We start from the raw sequence: 20,288 nt of genomic DNA on the forward strand, positions 1-20,288 counted from the left end.
TATTAGACTCAACTGACGGAACAGCAGGTCTTACACCTTACGGTAAGACAATAAATGTAGTGACTTTCAAGTCACACAAAACAGTTCATATCACTATGCAGGATCTGCTGGTACTGGAAATTACCTGGAAGATTCTGTAAAAGAAACCTATGACGTAGGACATCTTGCTCCTGAGCAGACGGACTTTGGCGTACGGATCTCCGGTGACAGTATGGAGCCACTTTATCATACAGGCGATGTTGCATGGATTCAGAAAAAAAGATTCTCTTGCTAATGGTGAAATTGGAATCTTCTATCTCAACGGCAATACTTACATCAAGGAATTACACGATGAACCAGATGGTGTTTATCTGATCTCTTTAAATCAAAATCACCTGTACTAAATGCCTTATAATACATCCAGGTCAGCACACTTTCTGTTTTATGTCCTGGATTTCCATCTGTGATCATTTTAATCGATGTAAACACATTAAATCCACCAATGGTGAGCATTACCAGTGCAAACAGGATCGTTCCTTTTATGGAAGGAATTGTCACATAGATAAATTTGGCAATGGTTCCGGCACCATCTAATGCTGCAGACTCATATAAGTCCCTTGGAACAGTCTGTAAAGCAGCTAAAAAGACTACCATATTCCAGCCGATTCCCTTCCAGGTTCCCAAAAGCATTGCAACGCTCATGCCGCCCCACCGACTGTCCAGCCAATGGATGTTTCCACTGGTCAAATGTATTACTTTGGTAAGAAAATAGTTCAGCAATCCTTCCGTGTTAAAAACATACTTGAACACTAAGGATGCAATTACCCATGAAGTAATAACGGGAAGGTAATATGCCACTCGATAACTAATGGAAAATTTATTAATATTGTTTATGAGCATTGCGATCAGAAGTCCAAGTATCATTTGTGCTGGTACTGTTACCAATGTATACACAATGGAATTCGAAAATGCCAGGTGAAAATATGGATCCGTTAAAACCTCTTTATAATTGGCAAATCCGATGAACTCCTGATCAAACATAGAGCCAAAATCCCATTTGAAAAAGCTTGTGATAAATAATTTTACGATTGGATAAATGGTAAAGAATCCAAAAATCAAAATACCTGGAAGGAGAAGAAATCCAATCTGGAGACTGTGAGAAAAAGTCTGTAAATAAGATTCTTCTATGATATGCAAGGGTGGTGAGCTTACAGTTTGAGCAATTCACCCTTGTTTTATCTTTGATGTTACAGTTCCGTATATTTTGCAGCACTACCTTTTGCTTTTTCTACCGGATATTTTGCCTCATTCTGATCCATCTTCATATTTACGATCTCATCTGCATCCAGTCCCAACTTATCCAACAGATTTTGAGAATATATAAGTACATCTGCCAATTCTTCCTTCACATGTTGAAGATTGAAATTATCATCACACCACTGAAAGCACTCAAGAAGCTCTGCTGCTTCAATAACAATTGATTTTGCAAGATTTGCCGGTCCATGAAACTGATCCCAGTCTCTATCTTCTGAAAATTTTCTAATTCTATCTATTGTTTCTTTATTCAATTCCTCATACCTCTCTATTCTACGGCAGCTAATAATGCTTTTCGCAATTCTTCATCACAAGCATAAATAAACAATCCATTGACTCCTCTTGTCATAAGGACTCTTACTTCATGCCGGAGCAACTCTTCACCAAATTTCTTCTTTGTCCCATCTGACAAGGTACGTTTTCTGACAGCTTTTGTATTACAACTCGAATCTGGATCAAAGACAATTCTTCCATCCTTATATTTTACAGATGGACCTAGAATTACACCTGCATAATTCAGATCAAAACCTTGAATTGTAAATGTAGATCCTACCTCTCCGATTGTCTGTTTCTGCTCTGCCCACGCTAGTTTCTTATTATAACGTTTTTGTTTTGGAGACAATTCAGATTCCAGTTCTCTATTCCATGGCTTATGCCATCCATTGATAAGAACTTCCCAGTATTTACTCAGACGTTCAGTTGGATCGGTTTTGGCATTATATTCCCAGTCATATGTTGCAATCAAACGAGATAACGACGATTCCTCTTTGTCTGCTAATTTACATATTTCTTCATCCAGTTTTTCTGGCGAAGAAAAGATTCGAATACTATAGTCAATAGTAGGTTTCGGCAAGGGAAGTATCTCTTTTCTCTTTGTAAATCCATCTATCCAGTTTAACATTTCTTTCCCTGCATGCATTCTTAACTGGTTTTTAAGTACAATATAATTCTTATTCTTCTTGGCTTCTTCTCTGTATTTGTCAAGTATTTGTGACTCCCAAAATTGCTCCGTTGTTAGAATCTGATTCTCATCAAACATAACAACTGTTACCCTGGCGCGTTCAATTATATCCTGCAACTGATTATCACCACAATATGACTGTTTACCCTGTGTCCAAAGCAAATGAGCCTCATCAACAAAAGCTATATCTACTGGATTATTCGGAGAATGTGTATTTATAAATCGTGTTGGTTTAGAAACCACTTCTCCATATTTATCTGTTAAACCTAATTTTTCAGCGATCTGCTCATATACCGTAATTTGTTCATCATGATTAATGATCAGATTACATCTCAGATCATCCAAACCATTTTCCTCTGCCAGACAACATATTTCATAAAATGTGCTGCTGTTTAATACTGTTTTTCCAGTTCCTGCTTCGCCTTCTACAAAGATTAATTGACCTGCAGCACCTATGGATAAAGCCATTTTCACACGTTCAATTATTTTATCTCTTGCCTGTAACTGTTCCTTTGTTAACTTATGTAATGGCGATGCTTTAAAGATTGCAGAATCATGTATCATGCTTTCAGTTGGAAAAAGATCTTTATTATCTTTCCGAAGGCCTCTCCAGATTTTTGAAAAAATCCTGTCCAATTCCTCCATAGGATAATAATGATTCTGTGGATTTCCTCGAAGATTATGAACTTTTCTTACCTTAGGTACACTGAGCATATAATGCATCAAACGATTTTCAACATCTAATGTCATAGACTTGTTAAAATGTTCATGACCGATAATATACAAGGCCGCAGATTTTCCTGTTATTCTGTTTTGCCAGGAATTTGCATTATAAAGTCCGGTCTCATAATGCTGTCTTGTACGTTGAATCACATTATTTGATTCTCCTATGTACACCTCATACTCATCAGATTCTTTCCAATTATGGATATATACAGTTGGATACGAAGTTATTATTTCCTGTACGTTTTCATCCGAATAAGAGCATAAATCCTCTTCAAATATTTTTAATGACTCAGGTGTATCATCTATTTTACGAATGATTGGTTTTGCAACCTCCATTTTACTGCTCCTCTTCTTTACATGTTTATAAGTCTTTTACAAATTCCACTGCATATTGGATATCTTTATCATCTGGATGTCCTTTTGCAATACCTCCGACCAGTTTGAACGGACCAAATGTATCGTATCCTTTGCATCCAAATTTACCCTCTACGCTGGCATGTTTTTTGTTCAAAATCTGCTCTATGGATTTATAATTCGCACTTCCACCATAAGTACAGATCAGGAAGACCTTTTTGTCATCTGGTAAATTCTTTTCAGCAAATTTCAACATCGACTGATGAAACTTTGAAAAATAGATTCCTGATGCAAACCCGATCATATCATAACTGCTCAGATCTGCATCTGACTGTTTTACTGCATCAATCAAATCTACCTGACACTCTTCTGCTATGCTTTTTACTATTTTTTCTGTATTTCCATGATGCACCGATGCATATACGATTGCTTTTCTCATATCTACCCTTTCTGTCAGTTCAACAATAAAATTATACCATCATTTGTTAGTTTGTAAATCTGTGTCATTACAAGCAATCAACTCAAAATGATTTCGATTTGTTTTTATAAAGCCTTCTTTTTGTAACTTTGATATCTCCGTAGACATTGCTGCACGATCAATACAAAGATAATCTGCCAACTGCTGCCGATCAAAGGGAATATCAAAAGATAACGACGAATGTCTGATGGATTCTGCCGACAGATATGACAATAGTTTATCCCTTGTTGTTCGTTTGCCGACATGTGTAATCTTATCGTTTAGGATCAGTATCTTATTTGCCAGAACACTGACCAGGTTACGGATCAACTTCTGATGATGCTCACATGCAGTTGGACAAGTGACCAGCAACCTCTGGACATTTAGAAAAATAATCTCACAATCCTCATCAGCTACCACACTGATATTCAAAACAGCCCCCGGTCTTGCTGCATATGGTTCTCCAAAAAAATCTCCGGCATGACATTTCGACAGAATATTCCGATGTCCCCAGAGGTCTTCCTGAATAACAAGAACACAGCCTGACGCCGCAAGCCCCATTAACTCGGTAGAATCTCCTGCTCTGAAAATATATGAATCCCGTTCTTTTGAAATTACTGTTGCATTTACACAATGCAATATGGATAATATCTCGTTATCATTAAGACCTTTAAAAAATGGGCTACTTCTTAGAATAGGTAAATATTTTTCCAAAATCGTTCCTCCTGTTTGAAATCAAACATACAAGTTGTATTTATCATACTATACTTTTAGCAGAAACAAAAGGTAAATACTATAAACGGAGGATTAAAAAATGTTTTGTTTTCAATGTGAACAGACAGAGGGAAAAGGAATCAACATCTATACTCATGGTGAAATTGATGAGAAGAAAGATTTCACACCGGTTATTGAAAAAGCACTGGAACTGGAAGAAATCGGTGGTCTGCCTGTTCAATCGTCACTAGTCTGTGTGCGATGGTTACTATGGTTTTTTCTTTTGTAAGTTCCGATATAGCTGCCTGGATCAGATGTTCATTTTCCGGGTCTACACTGGCTGTTGCTTCATCCAGTATAATAATTGGTGCATCTTTTAGAATCGCTCTTGCGATGGAAATGCGCTGTTTTTCTCCACCGGACAGCCGTTTTCCTGCTTCCACTGGTGGTATTTCTTTGTGTTAGTTTTATCTAACCTTTTCTATTATCTTAACATGAGAATCGAGCATTATCCAGACCTGAACGGACGGCAATAATCCATTTAGACAAAAATAAAGTTCCAGACTTATTATCTGAAACTTTATTATAAATCCAGCATCATTGCATTACTTCACACAACGGAAATATACCATAGAACCGTCAACATGGATATCCATTTCTTTATATAGTTTTTGAAGGATATCTCTCAGCTCTTTCTCCGTCTGAAACGGTGGAGAAAACCACCCTTTCTTTGCAAGAATATTTTTTACCAGCCAATCTGTCCGTTTCGATTTTCCCCTGATATAAAAACAGGCAATGAAATTGCCGCCTGGTTTCAAAACACGCCATATTTCATGAAATGCTTTTTGCTTGTCAGGAAATGCATGAAAACCATTCATACTGACAACGGTATCAACAGATTCATTCTCCATTTGCAGATTCCCCACATCACCCTGAATACATTTGATATGTGCATGACTGCCAAGTCTTTTTCTGGCTTGATCAAGCATATCTATGCTGTAATCAAGGCAAGTAATATGTGCATTTTTCAGCGAACTCCATTTGTTTTCCGTAAATACAGCAGTTCCAACCGGAACATCAAGAAGATTTCCTGAAAAGTCATCAGGAACATATGCTAAAACTTTTCGTGCTATATCATTATCATCAGTGCCACTCCAAAATAACTTAATATACAGTTTGCTGAAAATATTTCTTTGCGTAAGAACATCGTCATATATATTTTTTGATGTTTCATAGGCATTTTGTATTTTGTCTGCCATATTACCCTCCAAATTTAATTTTAATTCTAAAAGCTTAAAACTATCGTTCTCTAATCTTCCTGACATTACGATTCATGAGATGTCTTCCAATATGTCTATAAGCAAATGCTTTAAAGGCTGAAATTTCTTGATGATGTTCCTTCAACAGTTCATCGGGACAATCATAAACACCAAAATCCTGATTGATTCCTTCGCTCTGAATATAAGTATTGTTCCTATCAAATTCAATAATGAGATTTCTGAAATCCTTGACTGCTACTCCATAACCGCAAAATGCACCTTTACATTCCGGATTTCGTTCCTGTAACTTCTTTATATAGGTTTTATCCAAAATGAAAGCTTCCAGTTCATACCACTGATTTTCAAAATTAATTTCTACCCAGCTATGGAAAATATTTTTTGGAGCATTACGGTAAACAAACCCAGTCATAGCTCCTTTCTGCAAGCTTTTATCAATCGTAAAACCATGTACTCTGCATGGAATATTGCAGGCACGTAAAAGTGCCATGAATAAAGTTCCTTTAGTATTACATTGTCCATAACCATCTGCAAGTACTTTTGAAGCTGAAATTCCGTCATCAATATTATATCCAAATAAAACATCATCTCTTACATATTGTAGATTGCCTTAATCCTTTCAAATTCACCCATTTCATATTTTGAATAAGTTTTTGAATTGCCGGATTAGAAAAATCAACCATTCGTGTTTCCCTAAGATACTTATCTTTCATTTCCTATCGCCTTTCCCATAGGTTTTCTCACAACACAATGCATTCGCATACCTTTACGAATTTCAAATTTTTCTACTTTTAATCCTGCTTTTTTGCAACATTTTATGACCATGTCTCTTGTTGGCACTTGGACATCTCCATGTCCGCATATATTTGCCAACGGCATTTCCAATGTATTCATTAGCCATACCAATACTTTATTGTCACTGGTCACATCTCTCAGTATCAATCTTCCATTTGGGCGAAGACATCTTTTCACACTGTCAAAAAATGCCTGTGGATCCGGATAATCCTTCTTGCACATTTCGTAAATGCCAGCATGGTTACTTTCATATCTTCCTGCTGCTTTTGTAAATTCTTTAATTGACAATTTTTTATATTTTTCATTTTTCATGCTTTTTTCTCCAATCACTGTACCTTTTTCGCCTTGCATCCGCATTTCTTCATTTTTTTCATATAAGCATAAAACTGCTTATGCAATTCCCGCATTTCATCTGGTGCCTTCATAGCATGTTGACACATAAATTTATCTCCAAAACTGCTTCCAAATGTAACTACCAGCATAATCGCTAAAAATGGCAAGGGTAAAAAGCGAAAAATATTCATTTCCGACAATGTCTTCCCATTTATTGTAACTGTCCAGTGAATTTATCATTGTAACAATCGTATTACTTTTATTATTTTTCAATTCAGTAAGTGCTTCATACAGCTGGTTTTCCCGGACAGTAAGCAAGACAAAATCATAAATATCATCGTTTGGTAGTTCTCCAAGGATCCAATCACACCAGCACCATAAATCAATATTCTCATAAGAATCATTCCTCTCCTCTTACCCCAGTGCCACATCCAAGATCATCATCAAACTAAATCCAAGTTCAAAGAAAAGCGTACCGATATTCGAGTGCTGTCCCTGAGACATTTATTAGCATTATGTATTCCTTTCTGTATAGTCAAAAGTACTTTCACGTCGTTCTACTGTTAGGTTTAACTAACTTCCATGTATAAAAGAAACCGTGCAAAAAGCAAACTGTAATTTCACACGGTTTTCCTTATGTTTAAGTATATCACTTACGAAATCATATAACAATATAATTCTTTTAACAATTTACAAAAAGCCGGAGGTCACAATAATCTTCATGAATCGACGGTTTCTTTTCTTTTCCTGGCATTGCCTTTTTCTGTATTACTGCCTTTTTTTCAGCTTTTCCTTCATCCTTAACTGCTGTATTTGCTTCAACGCTAGCTCTTGGCACAGCTTCTCTGCTCTCATTTTTCTCTGCCACCTGCTGTTCTCGTCTCTCCTTCACACCTTTTTCTTCCAGACTGCAAATACGGCAGTACATGATTCTGCATATCATTCATATTTCCAATCAGTTCCCAGTCAATGCCTGTAAGGTCAAAATCACCGGTCAGAAGAAAATATCAGATATCCTTTTTCACAATTTCACCTATCACATTTATTACGGTCTTTGTTACAAGCACGAATCAAGTCAGGTACAATACCGAAACGCCTTATCTGTTAAAATCCTTGCAAAGATTAGTCCAAGCGGAAGCGATGCAATGATCAGAAGCGCAGCTGCAAACCAGGATGCAGAAACGGATAAGGACATGATTCCAAGGTTATAAAATCCACGGTATAAATAAAGCCCCGGTACCATGACCACAATGGAAGGCACTGTCACGGAAATCCTTGGATAACCCACCTTATTTTTCAAAAGGGAGGCAAGAAGTCCGGCTGTAAGTGCCCCTATAAATGCAGCTACTGCCGGAGGTAAAGCTACGAGATCCACCAGTTCAAGACGGAGGGTATTTGCAATTGCACCAAGTACTGCCGTAGAACAGGCAATCCTGACTGGGCTGTTAAACATGATAGAAAAACCGAACACGCCGAAAAAGCTTGCAGCAAGCCGTGTGAGGATCCACATTGCAGCAGACATACGGATCTTTATGAAATCCACTGGCTGCAGGTGAAGGAGCATAGCCATGATCCAGGCAGACATGGTGGCTACCAGAACAATGATCAGTGCATAAGTGAGCCTTTCCATGCCAGAACGCATATCCAGCTTTGCCAGGTCAATTCCGCTGGTAATAAAGGGAAAACCAGGGATGATAAAAAGCATGGCACAGATATATCCTGCTTCATGCTGAATGGAAATCCCAAACAGGATTTCCCCTAATTTCAAAAGTCTTGCATATACAAAGCATGCCAGAGAAACCGAGGAAACAATTCCAAGAAACAGGGTAAAATGATGCTTTGTTAATTTACAGCGAAAGAAATTTCCAAGTCCTGCGCCAACAAAAGCACAGAACATTTCTACCAGTCCTCCGCCCAGAAGAAAGGTAAATCCACAGCATGCAATGGCGGCAGCCAGCCCCAGGGCTACCGGGGAATAAAGGCCATGAATTCTTTCAATCTCATCCAGATAGCTATGAAGCTCTTCCCCGGACATATTTTTCCCCTCTGTTTCAAAATCGCGGATAAAATGCTCCAGCCGGTTCAGCTTTGACGTATTCACCCCTGTATTGGTAAGACATAACGACTGGGTAAATCCGTTTTCCCCATCAAAACAGGTGTACTCAATGGACATCAGCCCGATATCTGTGGTGCAGGTAATCCCCATCGCTTCCGCCAGGGCATTCATAGAGCTTCGGACTCTCCATGCTCCAGTTCCACAGGATAAAAACATAATCCCTACACGTCCTATAATGGAAGCCTTTTCCGTGATGCTCGCATTTATAACGGGAGTATTTTTGCCATTTTCATCGGTGTATTCATGCCACTCCACGTCCATGTGATTTTTTCTGACCCTCTCCAACTGCATAAAGCCACTTCCTTCAAAAAAGTCTCATTATAATTTCAGGCTGTCATTTCCAGCCTGTTCCATCATCCGTTCCCTGCAGGCAAGAACGATTCCATCAATTTCCTCCATGCGCTGAAGCATTTTCTTCTCAAACTCATGGATAGGAAGGAGAACGCCAAGCTCATCAAAGGGTTTATCGGGACTTTCTTTTTTTATACCGGTCTCCTGTCCATAGAATACGACGGCATGCGGTGCTGCCTGCTGGATTTCCTGGAAAGTCTTCCATACAACGGCATAAGTCTGGGCTTCTGTAAGACCCAGCTTACAGGTATCCGGGAGTGCATAAAGGATCAAGATTCCACGCTGGCGTTCTTCTTTTTCTTCTTTAATTTCCAGTCCGTCCGTGTAAGAATGTACAATGTCATATCCATCTGCAAGGTAAAGCCCGGACCTGGGTACACACTCATGCCTGTCAAATGTCTCTTTAAATTTTTCGTATTCATGAGCGGAAACCATCTTCCCTGCTTCTGGAAGAAGCTCTCCTTCCACATTAGTAAGAAGAACCGGGTTCTCTCCTGCTTTTCCATGGAATTTTCTTGGAATCAGATAGGCTTCGCGGAGCAGATCAAACATACTTTTTCCACACAATTCCAGAAGAAGAGCACTTACATCCCCGTTCTGGTAAGCGTGAAAGAGTACCTGCAAAAAGTGGTCCGGATCCTCATCCACCAGCATATGTTCATCATCCAGATATTGGTAAAACACTTTCCGAAGCCTTCCTGATGCCTCCGGGGAAGCCAGGATTCTGGAAAAAATATCTTCTACAGCTTGTTCTCTTGGTAAAACTGTTTTCATACTAAAACGCCTCTTTTTCTGTTTGGATCATAATGAGAACTGTACCTGTCTCTTTTCGGGAGGGATTATAGCATTGTTATAGTCATACCGCAATAGGATGAGAGATTTCTTTTTCATATCATATTTTTATGTCTGCCATATCACAGACCGTTGTAAGTGTTTTCCATTATAAGTTTCCATGAAATAAAATTTGTGAAAAATACCGTATCTTATCATCGGTCCCCCAGCAGGTCATTCCCACCGCATCTGCCATTTCCTGGGCATCAACACAGTAGGCGGACAGGCAGGAATAGTGCCTGTAAGGACCAGCGGACATGATCAGCAGGTCGGTATTTCCAGATTCCATTATTTTAGAGGCCAACTGTTCGGTGAGTTTATTGTGCGCAAGCTTCGCCATTTTATAGTCCATATCCTTACTTTGTATCGTCTGTAGAATAAGCGCTTTTTCATAGGCAAATACCCTTTGTTTCATAGTTTCTACCGTTCCGCATTCAGGTGGACATGCTGGATTTACGTTGTAACATCCACACTGATTTTCTTCACAAAACTTTCGGTATTCCGGTTTGAATACGAGTTTTTTTGTGTCCATGATTGCCGTATTTGAAAAACCAAGTTTTTTCGCTTCTTTTATGTAATCCATAAAGTACTTTCTCCAAGTTTTTTCTAATTACCAAAATTTTTTCCATACGCTGTTTTTATACATGCCCTAATAGAATGGTATTTTTTAATTCCCTTGCCGCAGCTCCCATAGGATGCTGGCTGTCATACACCAGGCAGATCTGGCGCTCCGGTATTTCATCTTTTAATGGAATCTGTACGATCTCTTTTTTCAAAAGGGAAGGTGCGGCCATCGGCTGGGGCAAAAAGGCAAGCCCAAGCTCGCATTTTACCAGAGGCAGAATCTGGTCCGCAGTGGCAGCTTCCGTATCCGGGGAAAGATCCAGACCATTTGATAAAAATACACTGTTGTAGAATTTATAGGTCATAGTTTCCCGCCCAAGAGAAATCAGCGGATAGTTCTTTACCTCCCGAAGGGAAAGCTCCTGACTGCTAAGGGCGGTAAAAGTAGTGCCTCCAACCAGAATCTCCTGAAACGGCATGAGCATGATCTGTTTCAATGGGAAATCCACCTCTGCCGGAGTGGAAACTACTGCAAAATCAATCTTTCCACTCTTAACTGATTCAATGGCTTCCGGTGTGGAATGGTTGTATAGCCTTAGCCGGATTCCAGGATAAGTCATGTGAAAACTTTTTAATTTATCCAGCAGGAAAATATTGAGGGCAGTTTCACTGGCACCGATGGCTACACTTCCGTGGGATAATCCGGAGCTGTCGGCCAGTTCCTCTTCTGCTGCCTGGAACTGCTCCATTGCACTTAGCACATGGATATAAAGCCGTTCTCCCTCCGGAGTGAGCTGTACGCCGCGGTTGGTACGGATAAATAAAGTGGTATTTAACTGCTGTTCCAGACAGTTCATGGCCCGGGTAATATTAGGCTGACTGTTGTTTAACGCCTGGGCCGCCTTGGTAAAGTTGTGGTATTTTGCCACATAATAAAAGATCTTATAATACTCGAAATTAACGTCCATAATATTTTTTCTTTTTTTGACATGTCATATATTTATTTCAGCCATATCAATTATATCTTTTACTTATTACTACGTCAAGCGTATTATGTACTCGAACAAAAAAGAACGCTGTTGTAGGGCAAAAAGCGGTTTATTGTAATAGGAAAACAGCAGCCCGACCAGTTTTCAAAGGAGGAACAAATGCTTACAGCAGTAACCGGTATTAACTGGGGCGATGAAGGAAAAGGACGTGTGATCGATCTTCTTGCAGAGCAGGCAGATGTGGTTGTCCGCTACCAGGGCGGAAACAATGCAGGTCACACAGTGGTAACCACCCAGGGCAAATTCGTTTTAAATCTTCTCCCCTCTGGTATTTTACATCCAGGTGTGGTGTGCGTCCTCGGGGACGGAATGGTGGTTGACCTGGAACATCTTTCCCAGGAAATCCATGAAATAGAGAAAAAAGGAATCCGGGTAACACCGGATCATCTGAAACTTTCAAAACGTGCTACAGTCTCCATGCCATGGCATAAGGTGCAGGATGAGTTAGAAGAAAACAGACTTGCAAAGACAGGAAGTGCCTTTGGTTCTACCCGCCGTGGAATCGCCTATGCATACAGTGACAAGTACCGTAAAAAAACACTTCGCCTGGGAGATCTCCTTCATTTAAAAGAGGATTCCGTAAAAGCCAGATTAAAAACCATGCTGGTGGCAAAGAACCTGGAGCTTGCAGGCTGTTATCATCAGGAGCCAATGTCCTACCCTGCACTCCTTACCTGGTGTGAGGAACAGGCTGAACTGTTTGGTCCCTATATTGCAGACACCGGGGAATATCTGGAACAGGCAGTGTCAGAGGGCAAAAAGGTGGTACTGGAAGCCCAGCTTGGAGCCATGAGGGACATTGATTACGGTATTTTCCCCTATACCTCAAGTTCCTCTACCATTTCTGCCTATGGTCCCATTGGTGCCGGAATCCCTGGAAAATCCCTGGATCACGTAATTGGCGTTTTAAAAGCGTATTCCACCTGTGTTGGCGCAGGTCCTTTTGTGGCAGAACATGCCATGTCCGATGACTGGGAAGAAGCGTTGCGGAAAGCTGGCGGTGAATATGGTGCTGCCACCGGTCGTCCCAGAAGGATAGGTCCCTTTGATGCCGTAGCCAGCCGCTATGGGTTAAAATGCCAGAATGCAGATAAGATTGCGTTGACAAAAATGGATGTCTTAAGTTCCATGAAAGAGATTCCTGTGATCACAGGCTATAAACGTGACGGTGTTATAGTAACCGATTTTGATCCTATGGATGAACTGGATAGTTATACCTCTGTAGTAGAAATGCTTCCAGGATGGAAATGCGATATTTCGGGCTGCCGGACCTATGAAGAGCTTCCGGAGAATGCAAAAGCTTACATTCGTATCCTGGAGCAGCTTCTGAACCATGAAATCCAGTTTATTTCCGTCGGAGCCAGACGGGATCAGTTTTTAACAAAAGGAGCCTGGTTATGAGACATTTGATCGATCCACTTGATTTTACCCTTGAAGAAACTACAAAAGTTCTGGATCTGGCTGACCGCATTGCAGAAAGTCCAGAAGTGTACAGCCATGTGGCAGATGGGAAAAAGATTGCCACTCTTTTTTACGAACCAAGTACCAGAACCCGTCTTTCCTTTGAATCTGCCATGTTAAGCCTTGGCGGAAAATCCCTTGGCTTTGCAGGTGCTGAACAGTCCAGTGCCACAAAAGGAGAAACGGTAGCCGATACTGCCCGGGTGGTAAGCTGCTATGCAGATATCATTGCAATGCGGCATCCCAAGGAAGGCGCTCCCCTTCGCGCTTCCATGTATGCCACAGTGCCGGTAATCAATGCCGGGGATGGCGGACATAATCATCCTACCCAGACATTAATCGACCTTATGACCATCCGCCAGAGAAAAGGTCATCTGGATCACCTGACAGTTGGTTTTTGCGGTGACTTGAAATTTGGAAGAACCGTACACTCCCTTGTAAACAGTCTGGTACGTCATCCAGAAAATGAGTTTTACTTCATCTCCCCGGAAGAGCTTAAAATCCCGGATTACGTAATTGAAGAGACCTTAAAGCCTAACCATTCTTTTTACAAAGAGGTTACCAGCCTGGAGGAAACACTTCCCAAACTGGACATACTCTATATGACAAGGGTTCAGAAAGAGCGTTTCTTTAACGAAGAAGATTATGTCCGGTTAAAGGATACCTATATTTTAAACCGCGAGAAGCTGAATCTGGCACAGCCGGATATGCCGGTTCTCCATCCTCTTCCAAGGGTGGATGAGATTGTCTCAGATGTGGATCAGGATCCAAGAGCCGCTTATTTTGACCAGGTACAAAACGGAAAATATATCCGTATGGCACTTATTATGGCGCTGCTTGAAATCCCGGATCCGCTGACAGGAAGGACGGTGCTGTAATGTTAAAGATTGAATCTATCCAAAATGGAATTGTGATCGACCATATCCCGGCTGGAAAAGGAATGGATATTTACAAGCTATTGGAACTGGATTCCCAGAAGCAGTCCATTGCCCTACTGCAGTCCGTAAGAAGTGAAAAATACGGCTGTAAAGATCTGATTAAAATAGAGGGGCTTACAGAGCCTGAGCGTCTTGAAGTCCTTGGTTATTTAAACGATGGAGTCACTTTGATCGTAATTCGCGATGGAAAGGTGGTAAAAAAATATCATCCTGTTCCGCCAAGAACTTTAAAAAATGTAATCAAATGCAAAAATCCCCGCTGCATTACCAGTACGGAAGCAAACTGCGAGCACATCTTCAAATTGTCCTCCAGTGGAAAATATAGATGTATTTACTGCAACCAGGAAGCTTCCCTCTTAAGATAGAAACTACCAAACCCTCCCTTGTATGTCGCTTAAGAGGAAAATACCCTTTAGGTTTATTTCTATTCCTAAAGGGTATTTAAAAAAATATTTAAATGCATTAGCAGTCATGGCAATAATAGGGATCGTCTTTGCCAGTTCATGGGAACTTCTGCGGATTGCTTTCGTTGCCTCATAGCCATTCATAACCGTCATCTGTAAATAAAGTCGCATACAAGGATCCAATCACACCCGCACCATAAATCAATATTCTCATAAGAAACATTCCTCTTACCCCAGTGCCACATCCAGGATCATCATCAAACTAAATCCAAGTGCAAAGAAAAGCGTACCAATATTCGAGTGCTGTCCCTGAGACATTTCCGGGATTAGTTCTTCAACCACGACATACAACATGGCTCCTGCTGCAAAGCTCAGTAAATATGGTAATGCCGGGATTACCAGCTGTGCAGCAAGAATCGTCATTACTGCTCCAATCGGTTCAACCACTCCTGAAAGTACACCTCCCAGAAATGCCTTTCTTTTACTTTCACCCTCTGCCCTAAGCGGCATGGATATAATCGCTCCTTCCGGAAAATTCTGGATAGCAATTCCAAGTGATAAAGCAAGTGCACTTGTTGCTGTAATCTGTGCATTTTCAGCAAGAAATCCTGCATACATTACACCAACTGCCATACCTTCAGGGATGTTATGCAATGTAACTGCCAACACCATCATCGTAGTACGGCCAAGTTTGCTTTTCGGTCCCTCTGCCTGATCACTTCCAACATGAAGATGCGGAATCAAATGATTAAGTGCGAGCAAAAACAATATACCCATCCAGAACCCAACAACTGCCGGAACAAACGATAAAGTTCCCATATTCTCAGATTGTTTAATTGCCGGAATCAGAAGACTCCAGATTGAAGCAGCAACCATTATACCTGCTGCAACCCCTGCAAGTGCACGTTGCACTGACTTGCTAAGTGTTTTTCTCATAAAAAACACGCATGCTGCACCTAGCGTTGTTCCAACAAATGGAATCAGTATACCTTCAAAAATATTTATTAGCATAAAATTTCCTTTCATATATGCTCGAAAAAATTTATTGGCAAAAGTAATTATCTTCAGCGATATAGTATTTATTCTATAGCTTGTTGATTATATTCCCTAATATCTATTATTCTATAATTTGTCATATTTTTATCGTGTTAGGCAAAACTAACTATCTAATTTAAAGGAAACCGTGCAAAAAGCAAGCTGTAATTTCACACGGTTTTCTTGTACTTAAGTATATCATTTACGTAATCATGTAACAATAGAATTTTTTCAACAATGCTTTGATTTTTTTCTGGACAATTGAAGTCATTGTCTAAAGAGTACATATTTAATATTCTGCAGCAATTTACAAAAAGCCGGAAGCCCGGTCAAACCAAAAATCCTGTTTTTATTTTTCTTTCATATAAACTATACAATTTCTCACATTCCATACAAATCCATCCTGCTTCGCCTGTGTATAGCGGATATTTTCGGTTCTCACAGTATTCTGCTTCATAATTTCTTATCATTTCCAAAAGGTTATTGATATCCCCCATCTGCGCAGCAGCCATTCCTGTCATTGCCCACAAAAAGCCATTTCTTTTTTTAGTCAGCTTCTGCCACTGAAACCTTTCCGTAAACTGCTTATATAATATCTTTTGCTTTTTCTTCTCTTTTACCGGAAATTCATAAATCAGCGGATAAATCTGAGCAACTCCATCCGGATAAAATTCTTTCTGGTGATACAGATTACTGTTTTCAATAATTCTCCATCTTTGATTTGCATCATCCCAGAATAGCTTTTCTATCTGTGCCTGTAGCTTATTACGCATTTCACGGATTGCCTGCACATCCTTTAGTCCTGCATGTTCTAATTCGTACAGGCCTTTCCATACTTCCAGATTATCCATCAGATAAACTGTTGTATTTTCTTCTGAGACCTGTGTAATTCCATCCTGCATCAGGCTTTGAATCTTTTTTAATGCAAGGCTGATTCCCTTTTTCCAGTATTCCGGCAGGTCTGTACTTTCTGTCTTTTCCAGATATTTTCCCATAAGAAAAAGATACATACCAAGATACCCGTCTTCGGAATCAGCCTTTTCTTTATAAATAAGTTTCCCACTCTTTTTCCTGTAGATTCCCATTTTTCCATCTGTTTCCAGCAAAATCCCGATATGCCAGTCCAGATACCTGCCAACAGCTTTTTTCTCTGTTTCAGTAATGGGGCAGTTCTTTGTTTCTGCCAGAAGCCCCAGTGCAGCCATACATGCAAAGTATGGATTAACATCTCCGGCTTTACTTCCATTCATGTAAAATTCACCCTCAGGCCCCTGATTTTCAAGAATCCACTTTTTTTCTCCGGTCAAGACTGTTTCCAGCCATTTCTGCCGGGCATCTATTTCTTTTCTCAGGTTCTGATAATAAATGAACATAAGTGAAATTCCCACAGTTATGCAAAATATAATAAGTTTCATCACGTTCTTTCGATGTTTTACTTTTCTTTTGCATTGATTGTGTTTATGCTCATGCATCTATATTCTCCAGGATTTTTCTGATTTTGATACTTGCAGTCCCATCACCATAAGGATTTCTGGCCTCACTCATCCTTCTGTAAATTTCAGGTTCTGTAAGAAGCTGCCTGCATTCTCTGTAAATATCCTCCATTTTCGTGCCTGCAAGCTTTAAGGTTCCTGCTTCCACACCTTCCGGACGTTCTGTTGTATCTCGCATGACCAGCACAGGTTTTCCCAATGCCGGAGCTTCTTCCTGAATTCCGCCACTATCAGTCATGATCAGATAACTGGCTTTCATCAGGTTATGAAATTCTACCACATCCAGTGGTTCGATCAGGTGTATTCTATCACATCCACCGAATTCCTCATCCGCGATTTTTCTGACCTGCGGATTCAAATGTACAGGATAAATAACCTTCACATCTGTAAATTCCTCCACGATCTTGCGTATAGCCCGGAACATATCACGCATGGGTTCTCCCAGATTTTCCCTTCTGTGTGCTGTCACAGCAATCAGTCTGCTGTCTTTTGCCCATTCTGTTTCCGGGTGATAAAAATCATTTCGCACCGTATAGTGCAAAGCATCAATTCCTGTATTTCCTGTGACAAAAATCTGCTCTGGATCCTTACCCTCTTTCAGCAGTGCATCCGCTGCTTTCTGGGTCGGTGCAAAATGCAAGCTGGCAGTAAGTCCAATGGCCTGCCTGTTAAATTCTTCCGGATAGGGAGATTTCATATTATAAGTACGAAGTCCCGTTTCCTATCTCTATTTTTGTGTATGCAATTTTTTGTTCTTGTAATAAGATATGCTCCCAATATAAGAATTTCTACACCGAGAATGTAGCGTCAAGTTAAAACATTTTGCTATCCGGCATATTTTTTTTTGTTGTCTTTTTTTGATCACCCCATTTATTCCCAGTGTATTTTCATTGTCAGAGTACATACTAGCAATGTAACATCAAACAAAACAACAATTAACCAAGGAGGAAAATGATTATGTCAAACAATACTTCTTCTAACAAAGCAGCTGTACCAGAAGCAAAGGGCGCATTAAATCGTTTCAAATTTGAGGTTGCAAATGAGCTGGGTGTGCCGCTTACAGACGGATACAACGGAAACCTTACTTCCAAACAGAATGGTAGTGTAGGTGGTTATATGGTTAAAAAGATGATCGAGGCGCAGGAAAGATCCATGTCCGCAGGACAGAGCGGCCAGAGTGGTCAGTACTAATTCAAAAAACGCCTGATTAAGTAAAAAAATACAGGGTATTACTTACTCCTCAACGAGAAGCAGGTAATGCCCTGTTTTGAAATAGATCTTTTTTGACGCTCTAACCTTCTGATCCTGCGTTTTCTATTATACGCTCAGCTTCTTCTCCATGATCCAGCCGCTGATTACATACAGCACTGCCGCAATGGCAAATGATGCTGCAATATACAGGACAAAAGTAAGTTCCATACTTTTCAGAACCGGAATGAGATCCAGCAGCTTCCCAATAACAGAAGATATTACCAGGAAGATAAGGAAGCCGGCGATGCCGCTGCCTTTTTTGCCTGCAAGGACACTGGCGGATAAGATCACGGACAGGTCAGCATTCACAATGAAGACGATCCAGCTTGCCAGAAGACCAAAGAAATAGAAAGCTGCTTCTGCCGGAGTAAAAGTCACGGACCAGTTTACTTCCATAAAGGAACTCACCAGATTGATCATCTCTTTCAGACCGCCAATGTAAAGAGTTGCAACTGTCACATCAATGGCTGCCAGCGCTGCAAAAAATGCGCCTGCCATGATAATGGAAATTCCATTTTCCAGGATCTTGGCTCCCAGAATCTGATAACTGCTCTTTGGTGTGAGAAATAACATATAACTCTGTTTGGTATTCAGGTCACGATGGAGAACATTTACACTCTCTATACCAATGTAGATAACACCAAATATTGTACACATGACCAGGAAAATAATTCCCATTGCCAGAATATTATCCTTTTTCCAAAATACACCTATTAAAAATGCAATTTCTGCAACTGCTGTGATCACCAACAGAACCAGTTTGGAAAATGCGGTTTTCCGAAGCTCATATTTCATCAACTTTAACATACTTCTTCTCCTCCATGTCCATAGATTTCACGGTACAGATCCACTACGGATTTGTGTTGATTAATCCGAAGCTCCTCTACCATGCACTGATTTGCCAAAATACCATCTTTCATAAAAATGGCTGCATCTGCTACACGTTCCAGTTCGTCTACGAGATGACTGGAAACTACCAGTGTCACATCTGGATCTATGGCTTCCAGAATGCTCTTCATGATCTGGTCTCTTGCAAGAAGGTCAATGCCGTTCAACGGTTCGTCAAGCAAGTACAGCCTAGCCTCCCTTGCCATGGTAACTGCAATTTTCAGCTTGGCCATCATACCAGAGGACAGCTTCTTCGCTTTCATGTCCTCTGTAAGCTCCATGCGGGAAATCATCTGTCTGTATTTCTCCATGGAAAAATCTTCGAAAAAGTCCTCATAATATTTTCCCACATCTGAAACTGTCATCCAGTTGTAGAAATAAGGCTCCGTGGACATATAAGCAATTTCTTTTTTACTCTCTTTTCCAATGGGAGTTCCCTGATAAAGGATCTCACCGTTGGTAGGCTTTACAAGTCCTGCTACCATTTTCATCCAGGTGGTCTTGCCGCTTCCATTGGGGCCAAGCATGGCGTATACAAGGCCTGGCTCCAATTGTAAAGATACCTGATTCACAGCAGTCTTACTGCCGTATTTCTTCGTTACTTCTCTGCTCTCTAAGATCATTTTTATACACTCCTCGTCATTCCGACTGTTCTTTCTCCAGAAATCCGATTGCCTGAGCTCTGGAAAAACCAAGTTGCTCCATTCCTTCCAGGAATTCCCGGATCAGGGCTCCTGCCATCTCTTCCTTCAGCTGCTGCACTCTTTCCGGATCTTCTGTCACGAAGGTTCCCATCCCGCGTCTGGTAAAGCAGACGCCTTCCATCTCCAATTCTTTATATACGCGGCTGACTGTATTGGGATTAATGGTATATTCTACTGCCAGATCCCGCACAGATGGAAGCCTCGCACCAGGAGACAGCTTGCCTGTTACAATATCCTGCTTTATAGAATTTGCTGCCTGGAGATAAATTGGCAGCGATGAATTATATTCCATG

Annotated in this window: 23 protein-coding genes and 4 pseudogenes; 6 read left to right on the forward strand and 21 right to left on the reverse strand. The window is 40.5% G+C overall.

Annotation, left to right across the window (positions count from 1 at the left end):
* Positions 1-115 precede the first annotated feature (115 nt).
* Positions 116-274: pseudogene (locus AB5706_RS02240) on the forward strand (S24 family peptidase); the annotation flags it as partial.
* Complete coding sequence (locus AB5706_RS02245) at positions 237-383, forward strand: S24 family peptidase (protein WP_264474389.1); 147 nt, start codon at positions 237-239, stop codon at positions 381-383. The pseudogene AB5706_RS02240 and the gene AB5706_RS02245, both read left to right, overlap by 38 nt.
* On the opposite strand, the gene AB5706_RS02250 is transcribed toward AB5706_RS02245, so the two are convergent.
* The 14 genes and pseudogenes from AB5706_RS02250 to AB5706_RS02315 form a co-directional block, all read right to left on the reverse strand.
* Positions 316-1,020 (reverse strand): carbohydrate ABC transporter permease, encoded by a 705-nt coding sequence (locus AB5706_RS02250; protein ID WP_227199259.1) that lies wholly within the window; start codon positions 1,018-1,020, stop codon positions 316-318. The two genes, AB5706_RS02245 and AB5706_RS02250, sit on opposite strands and share 68 nt — an antisense overlap.
* A gap of 206 nt (positions 1,021-1,226) precedes the next feature.
* Positions 1,227-1,547, reverse strand: coding sequence for a nucleotide pyrophosphohydrolase (locus AB5706_RS02255; protein ID WP_148463785.1), 321 nt, complete (start codon positions 1,545-1,547; stop codon positions 1,227-1,229).
* 14 nt (positions 1,548-1,561) lie between these two features.
* Complete coding sequence (locus tag AB5706_RS02260; protein WP_173772872.1) at positions 1,562-3,316, reverse strand: DUF2075 domain-containing protein; 1,755 nt, start codon at positions 3,314-3,316, stop codon at positions 1,562-1,564.
* Between the two features lie 25 nt (positions 3,317-3,341).
* Positions 3,342-3,773, reverse strand: a complete 432-nt coding sequence (locus AB5706_RS02265; RefSeq protein WP_148463783.1) for a flavodoxin family protein — start codon at positions 3,771-3,773, stop codon at positions 3,342-3,344.
* A gap of 39 nt (positions 3,774-3,812) precedes the next feature.
* Positions 3,813-4,505, reverse strand: a complete 693-nt coding sequence (locus AB5706_RS02270) for a Crp/Fnr family transcriptional regulator (RefSeq protein WP_173717498.1) — start codon at positions 4,503-4,505, stop codon at positions 3,813-3,815.
* 227 nt (positions 4,506-4,732) lie between these two features.
* Positions 4,733-4,945, reverse strand: a pseudogene (locus AB5706_RS02275) (ATP-binding cassette domain-containing protein); the annotation flags it as partial.
* A gap of 165 nt (positions 4,946-5,110) precedes the next feature.
* Positions 5,111-5,764, reverse strand: a complete 654-nt coding sequence (locus AB5706_RS02280) for a class I SAM-dependent methyltransferase (protein ID WP_148463781.1) — start codon at positions 5,762-5,764, stop codon at positions 5,111-5,113.
* A 40-nt stretch (positions 5,765-5,804) separates the two neighbouring features.
* Positions 5,805-6,347 carry a transglutaminase-like domain-containing protein gene (locus tag AB5706_RS02285; RefSeq protein ID WP_330382834.1) on the reverse strand — a complete coding sequence of 181 codons (543 nt, stop codon included), beginning with the start codon at positions 6,345-6,347 and terminating at the stop codon, positions 5,805-5,807.
* A 137-nt stretch (positions 6,348-6,484) separates the two neighbouring features.
* The gene (locus AB5706_RS02290) at positions 6,485-6,889 is read right to left on the reverse strand and encodes a class I SAM-dependent methyltransferase (protein ID WP_294427328.1); all 405 of its coding nucleotides are present in this window, start codon (positions 6,887-6,889) and stop codon (positions 6,485-6,487) included.
* A 703-nt stretch (positions 6,890-7,592) separates the two neighbouring features.
* Positions 7,593-7,853 carry a hypothetical protein gene (locus AB5706_RS02295; protein WP_243881995.1) on the reverse strand — a complete coding sequence of 87 codons (261 nt, stop codon included), beginning with the start codon at positions 7,851-7,853 and terminating at the stop codon, positions 7,593-7,595.
* Positions 7,854-7,985: 132 nt separating this feature from the next.
* Entirely contained in the window at positions 7,986-9,317 is a 1,332-nt protein-coding gene (locus tag AB5706_RS02300; RefSeq protein WP_173772868.1) for a threonine/serine exporter family protein, read from the reverse strand.
* Between the two features lie 27 nt (positions 9,318-9,344).
* On the reverse strand, positions 9,345-10,151 hold the full coding sequence (locus AB5706_RS02305; protein WP_173717572.1) for a DUF4866 domain-containing protein: 807 nt from the start codon (positions 10,149-10,151) through the stop codon (positions 9,345-9,347).
* 166 nt (positions 10,152-10,317) lie between these two features.
* On the reverse strand, positions 10,318-10,791 hold the full coding sequence (locus tag AB5706_RS02310) for a DUF2284 domain-containing protein (protein ID WP_118583164.1): 474 nt from the start codon (positions 10,789-10,791) through the stop codon (positions 10,318-10,320).
* Between the two features lie 55 nt (positions 10,792-10,846).
* On the reverse strand, positions 10,847-11,740 hold the full coding sequence (locus AB5706_RS02315) for a LysR family transcriptional regulator (RefSeq protein ID WP_173772869.1): 894 nt from the start codon (positions 11,738-11,740) through the stop codon (positions 10,847-10,849).
* A gap of 180 nt (positions 11,741-11,920) precedes the next feature.
* Between AB5706_RS02315 and AB5706_RS02320 the strand changes: the two genes are divergently transcribed.
* From AB5706_RS02320 to AB5706_RS02330, 3 genes are read left to right on the forward strand one after another with little or no spacing between them, the layout of a single operon-like run.
* Positions 11,921-13,222 (forward strand): adenylosuccinate synthase, encoded by a 1,302-nt coding sequence (locus AB5706_RS02320; RefSeq protein WP_173717577.1) that lies wholly within the window; start codon positions 11,921-11,923, stop codon positions 13,220-13,222.
* Positions 13,219-14,160, forward strand: coding sequence for an aspartate carbamoyltransferase (pyrB, locus tag AB5706_RS02325; RefSeq protein ID WP_118584207.1), 942 nt, complete (start codon positions 13,219-13,221; stop codon positions 14,158-14,160). Before AB5706_RS02320 ends, pyrB begins: the two co-directional genes overlap by 4 nt.
* On the forward strand, positions 14,160-14,585 hold the full coding sequence (locus AB5706_RS02330) for an aspartate carbamoyltransferase regulatory subunit (protein WP_148462559.1): 426 nt from the start codon (positions 14,160-14,162) through the stop codon (positions 14,583-14,585). The genes pyrB and AB5706_RS02330 overlap by 1 nt, the downstream gene beginning before the upstream one ends.
* 3 nt (positions 14,586-14,588) lie before the next feature.
* Here AB5706_RS02330 and AB5706_RS23045 read toward each other — a convergent pair.
* The 4 genes and pseudogenes from AB5706_RS23045 to wecB form a co-directional block, all read right to left on the reverse strand.
* A pseudogene (locus AB5706_RS23045) lies at positions 14,589-14,783 on the reverse strand (hypothetical protein); the annotation flags it as partial.
* A 69-nt stretch (positions 14,784-14,852) separates the two neighbouring features.
* Complete coding sequence (locus AB5706_RS02335; RefSeq protein WP_173770888.1) at positions 14,853-15,635, reverse strand: ZIP family metal transporter; 783 nt, start codon at positions 15,633-15,635, stop codon at positions 14,853-14,855.
* Positions 15,636-15,988: 353 nt separating this feature from the next.
* Positions 15,989-17,032, reverse strand: a complete 1,044-nt coding sequence (locus AB5706_RS02340; RefSeq protein WP_173715593.1) for a hypothetical protein — start codon at positions 17,030-17,032, stop codon at positions 15,989-15,991.
* 91 nt (positions 17,033-17,123) lie between these two features.
* Positions 17,124-17,861: pseudogene (wecB, locus tag AB5706_RS02345) on the reverse strand (non-hydrolyzing UDP-N-acetylglucosamine 2-epimerase); the annotation flags it as partial.
* 248 nt (positions 17,862-18,109) lie between these two features.
* On the opposite strand from wecB, the gene AB5706_RS02350 reads away from it, so the two are divergent.
* On the forward strand, positions 18,110-18,343 hold the full coding sequence (locus AB5706_RS02350; RefSeq protein ID WP_118584211.1) for an alpha/beta-type small acid-soluble spore protein: 234 nt from the start codon (positions 18,110-18,112) through the stop codon (positions 18,341-18,343).
* 126 nt (positions 18,344-18,469) lie between these two features.
* Here AB5706_RS02350 and AB5706_RS02355 read toward each other — a convergent pair whose 3' ends face one another.
* From AB5706_RS02355 to AB5706_RS02365, 3 genes are read right to left on the reverse strand one after another with little or no spacing between them, the layout of a single operon-like run.
* Positions 18,470-19,210 (reverse strand): hypothetical protein, encoded by a 741-nt coding sequence (locus AB5706_RS02355; RefSeq protein WP_118584212.1) that lies wholly within the window; start codon positions 19,208-19,210, stop codon positions 18,470-18,472.
* Positions 19,204-19,914 carry an ABC transporter ATP-binding protein gene (locus tag AB5706_RS02360; protein ID WP_118584213.1) on the reverse strand — a complete coding sequence of 237 codons (711 nt, stop codon included), beginning with the start codon at positions 19,912-19,914 and terminating at the stop codon, positions 19,204-19,206. Before AB5706_RS02360 ends, AB5706_RS02355 begins: the two co-directional genes overlap by 7 nt.
* Before the next feature lie 16 nt (positions 19,915-19,930).
* On the reverse strand, positions 19,931-20,287 hold the full coding sequence (locus AB5706_RS02365) for a GntR family transcriptional regulator (RefSeq protein WP_173719511.1): 357 nt from the start codon (positions 20,285-20,287) through the stop codon (positions 19,931-19,933).
* Position 20,288 lies beyond the last annotated feature (1 nt).

This window comes from Ruminococcus sp. RTP21484sp1_RTP21277st1_D2_RTP21277_210401 (genome assembly GCF_040924225.1).
Taxonomy (GTDB): domain Bacteria; phylum Bacillota; class Clostridia; order Lachnospirales; family Lachnospiraceae; genus Blautia_A; species Blautia_A faecis.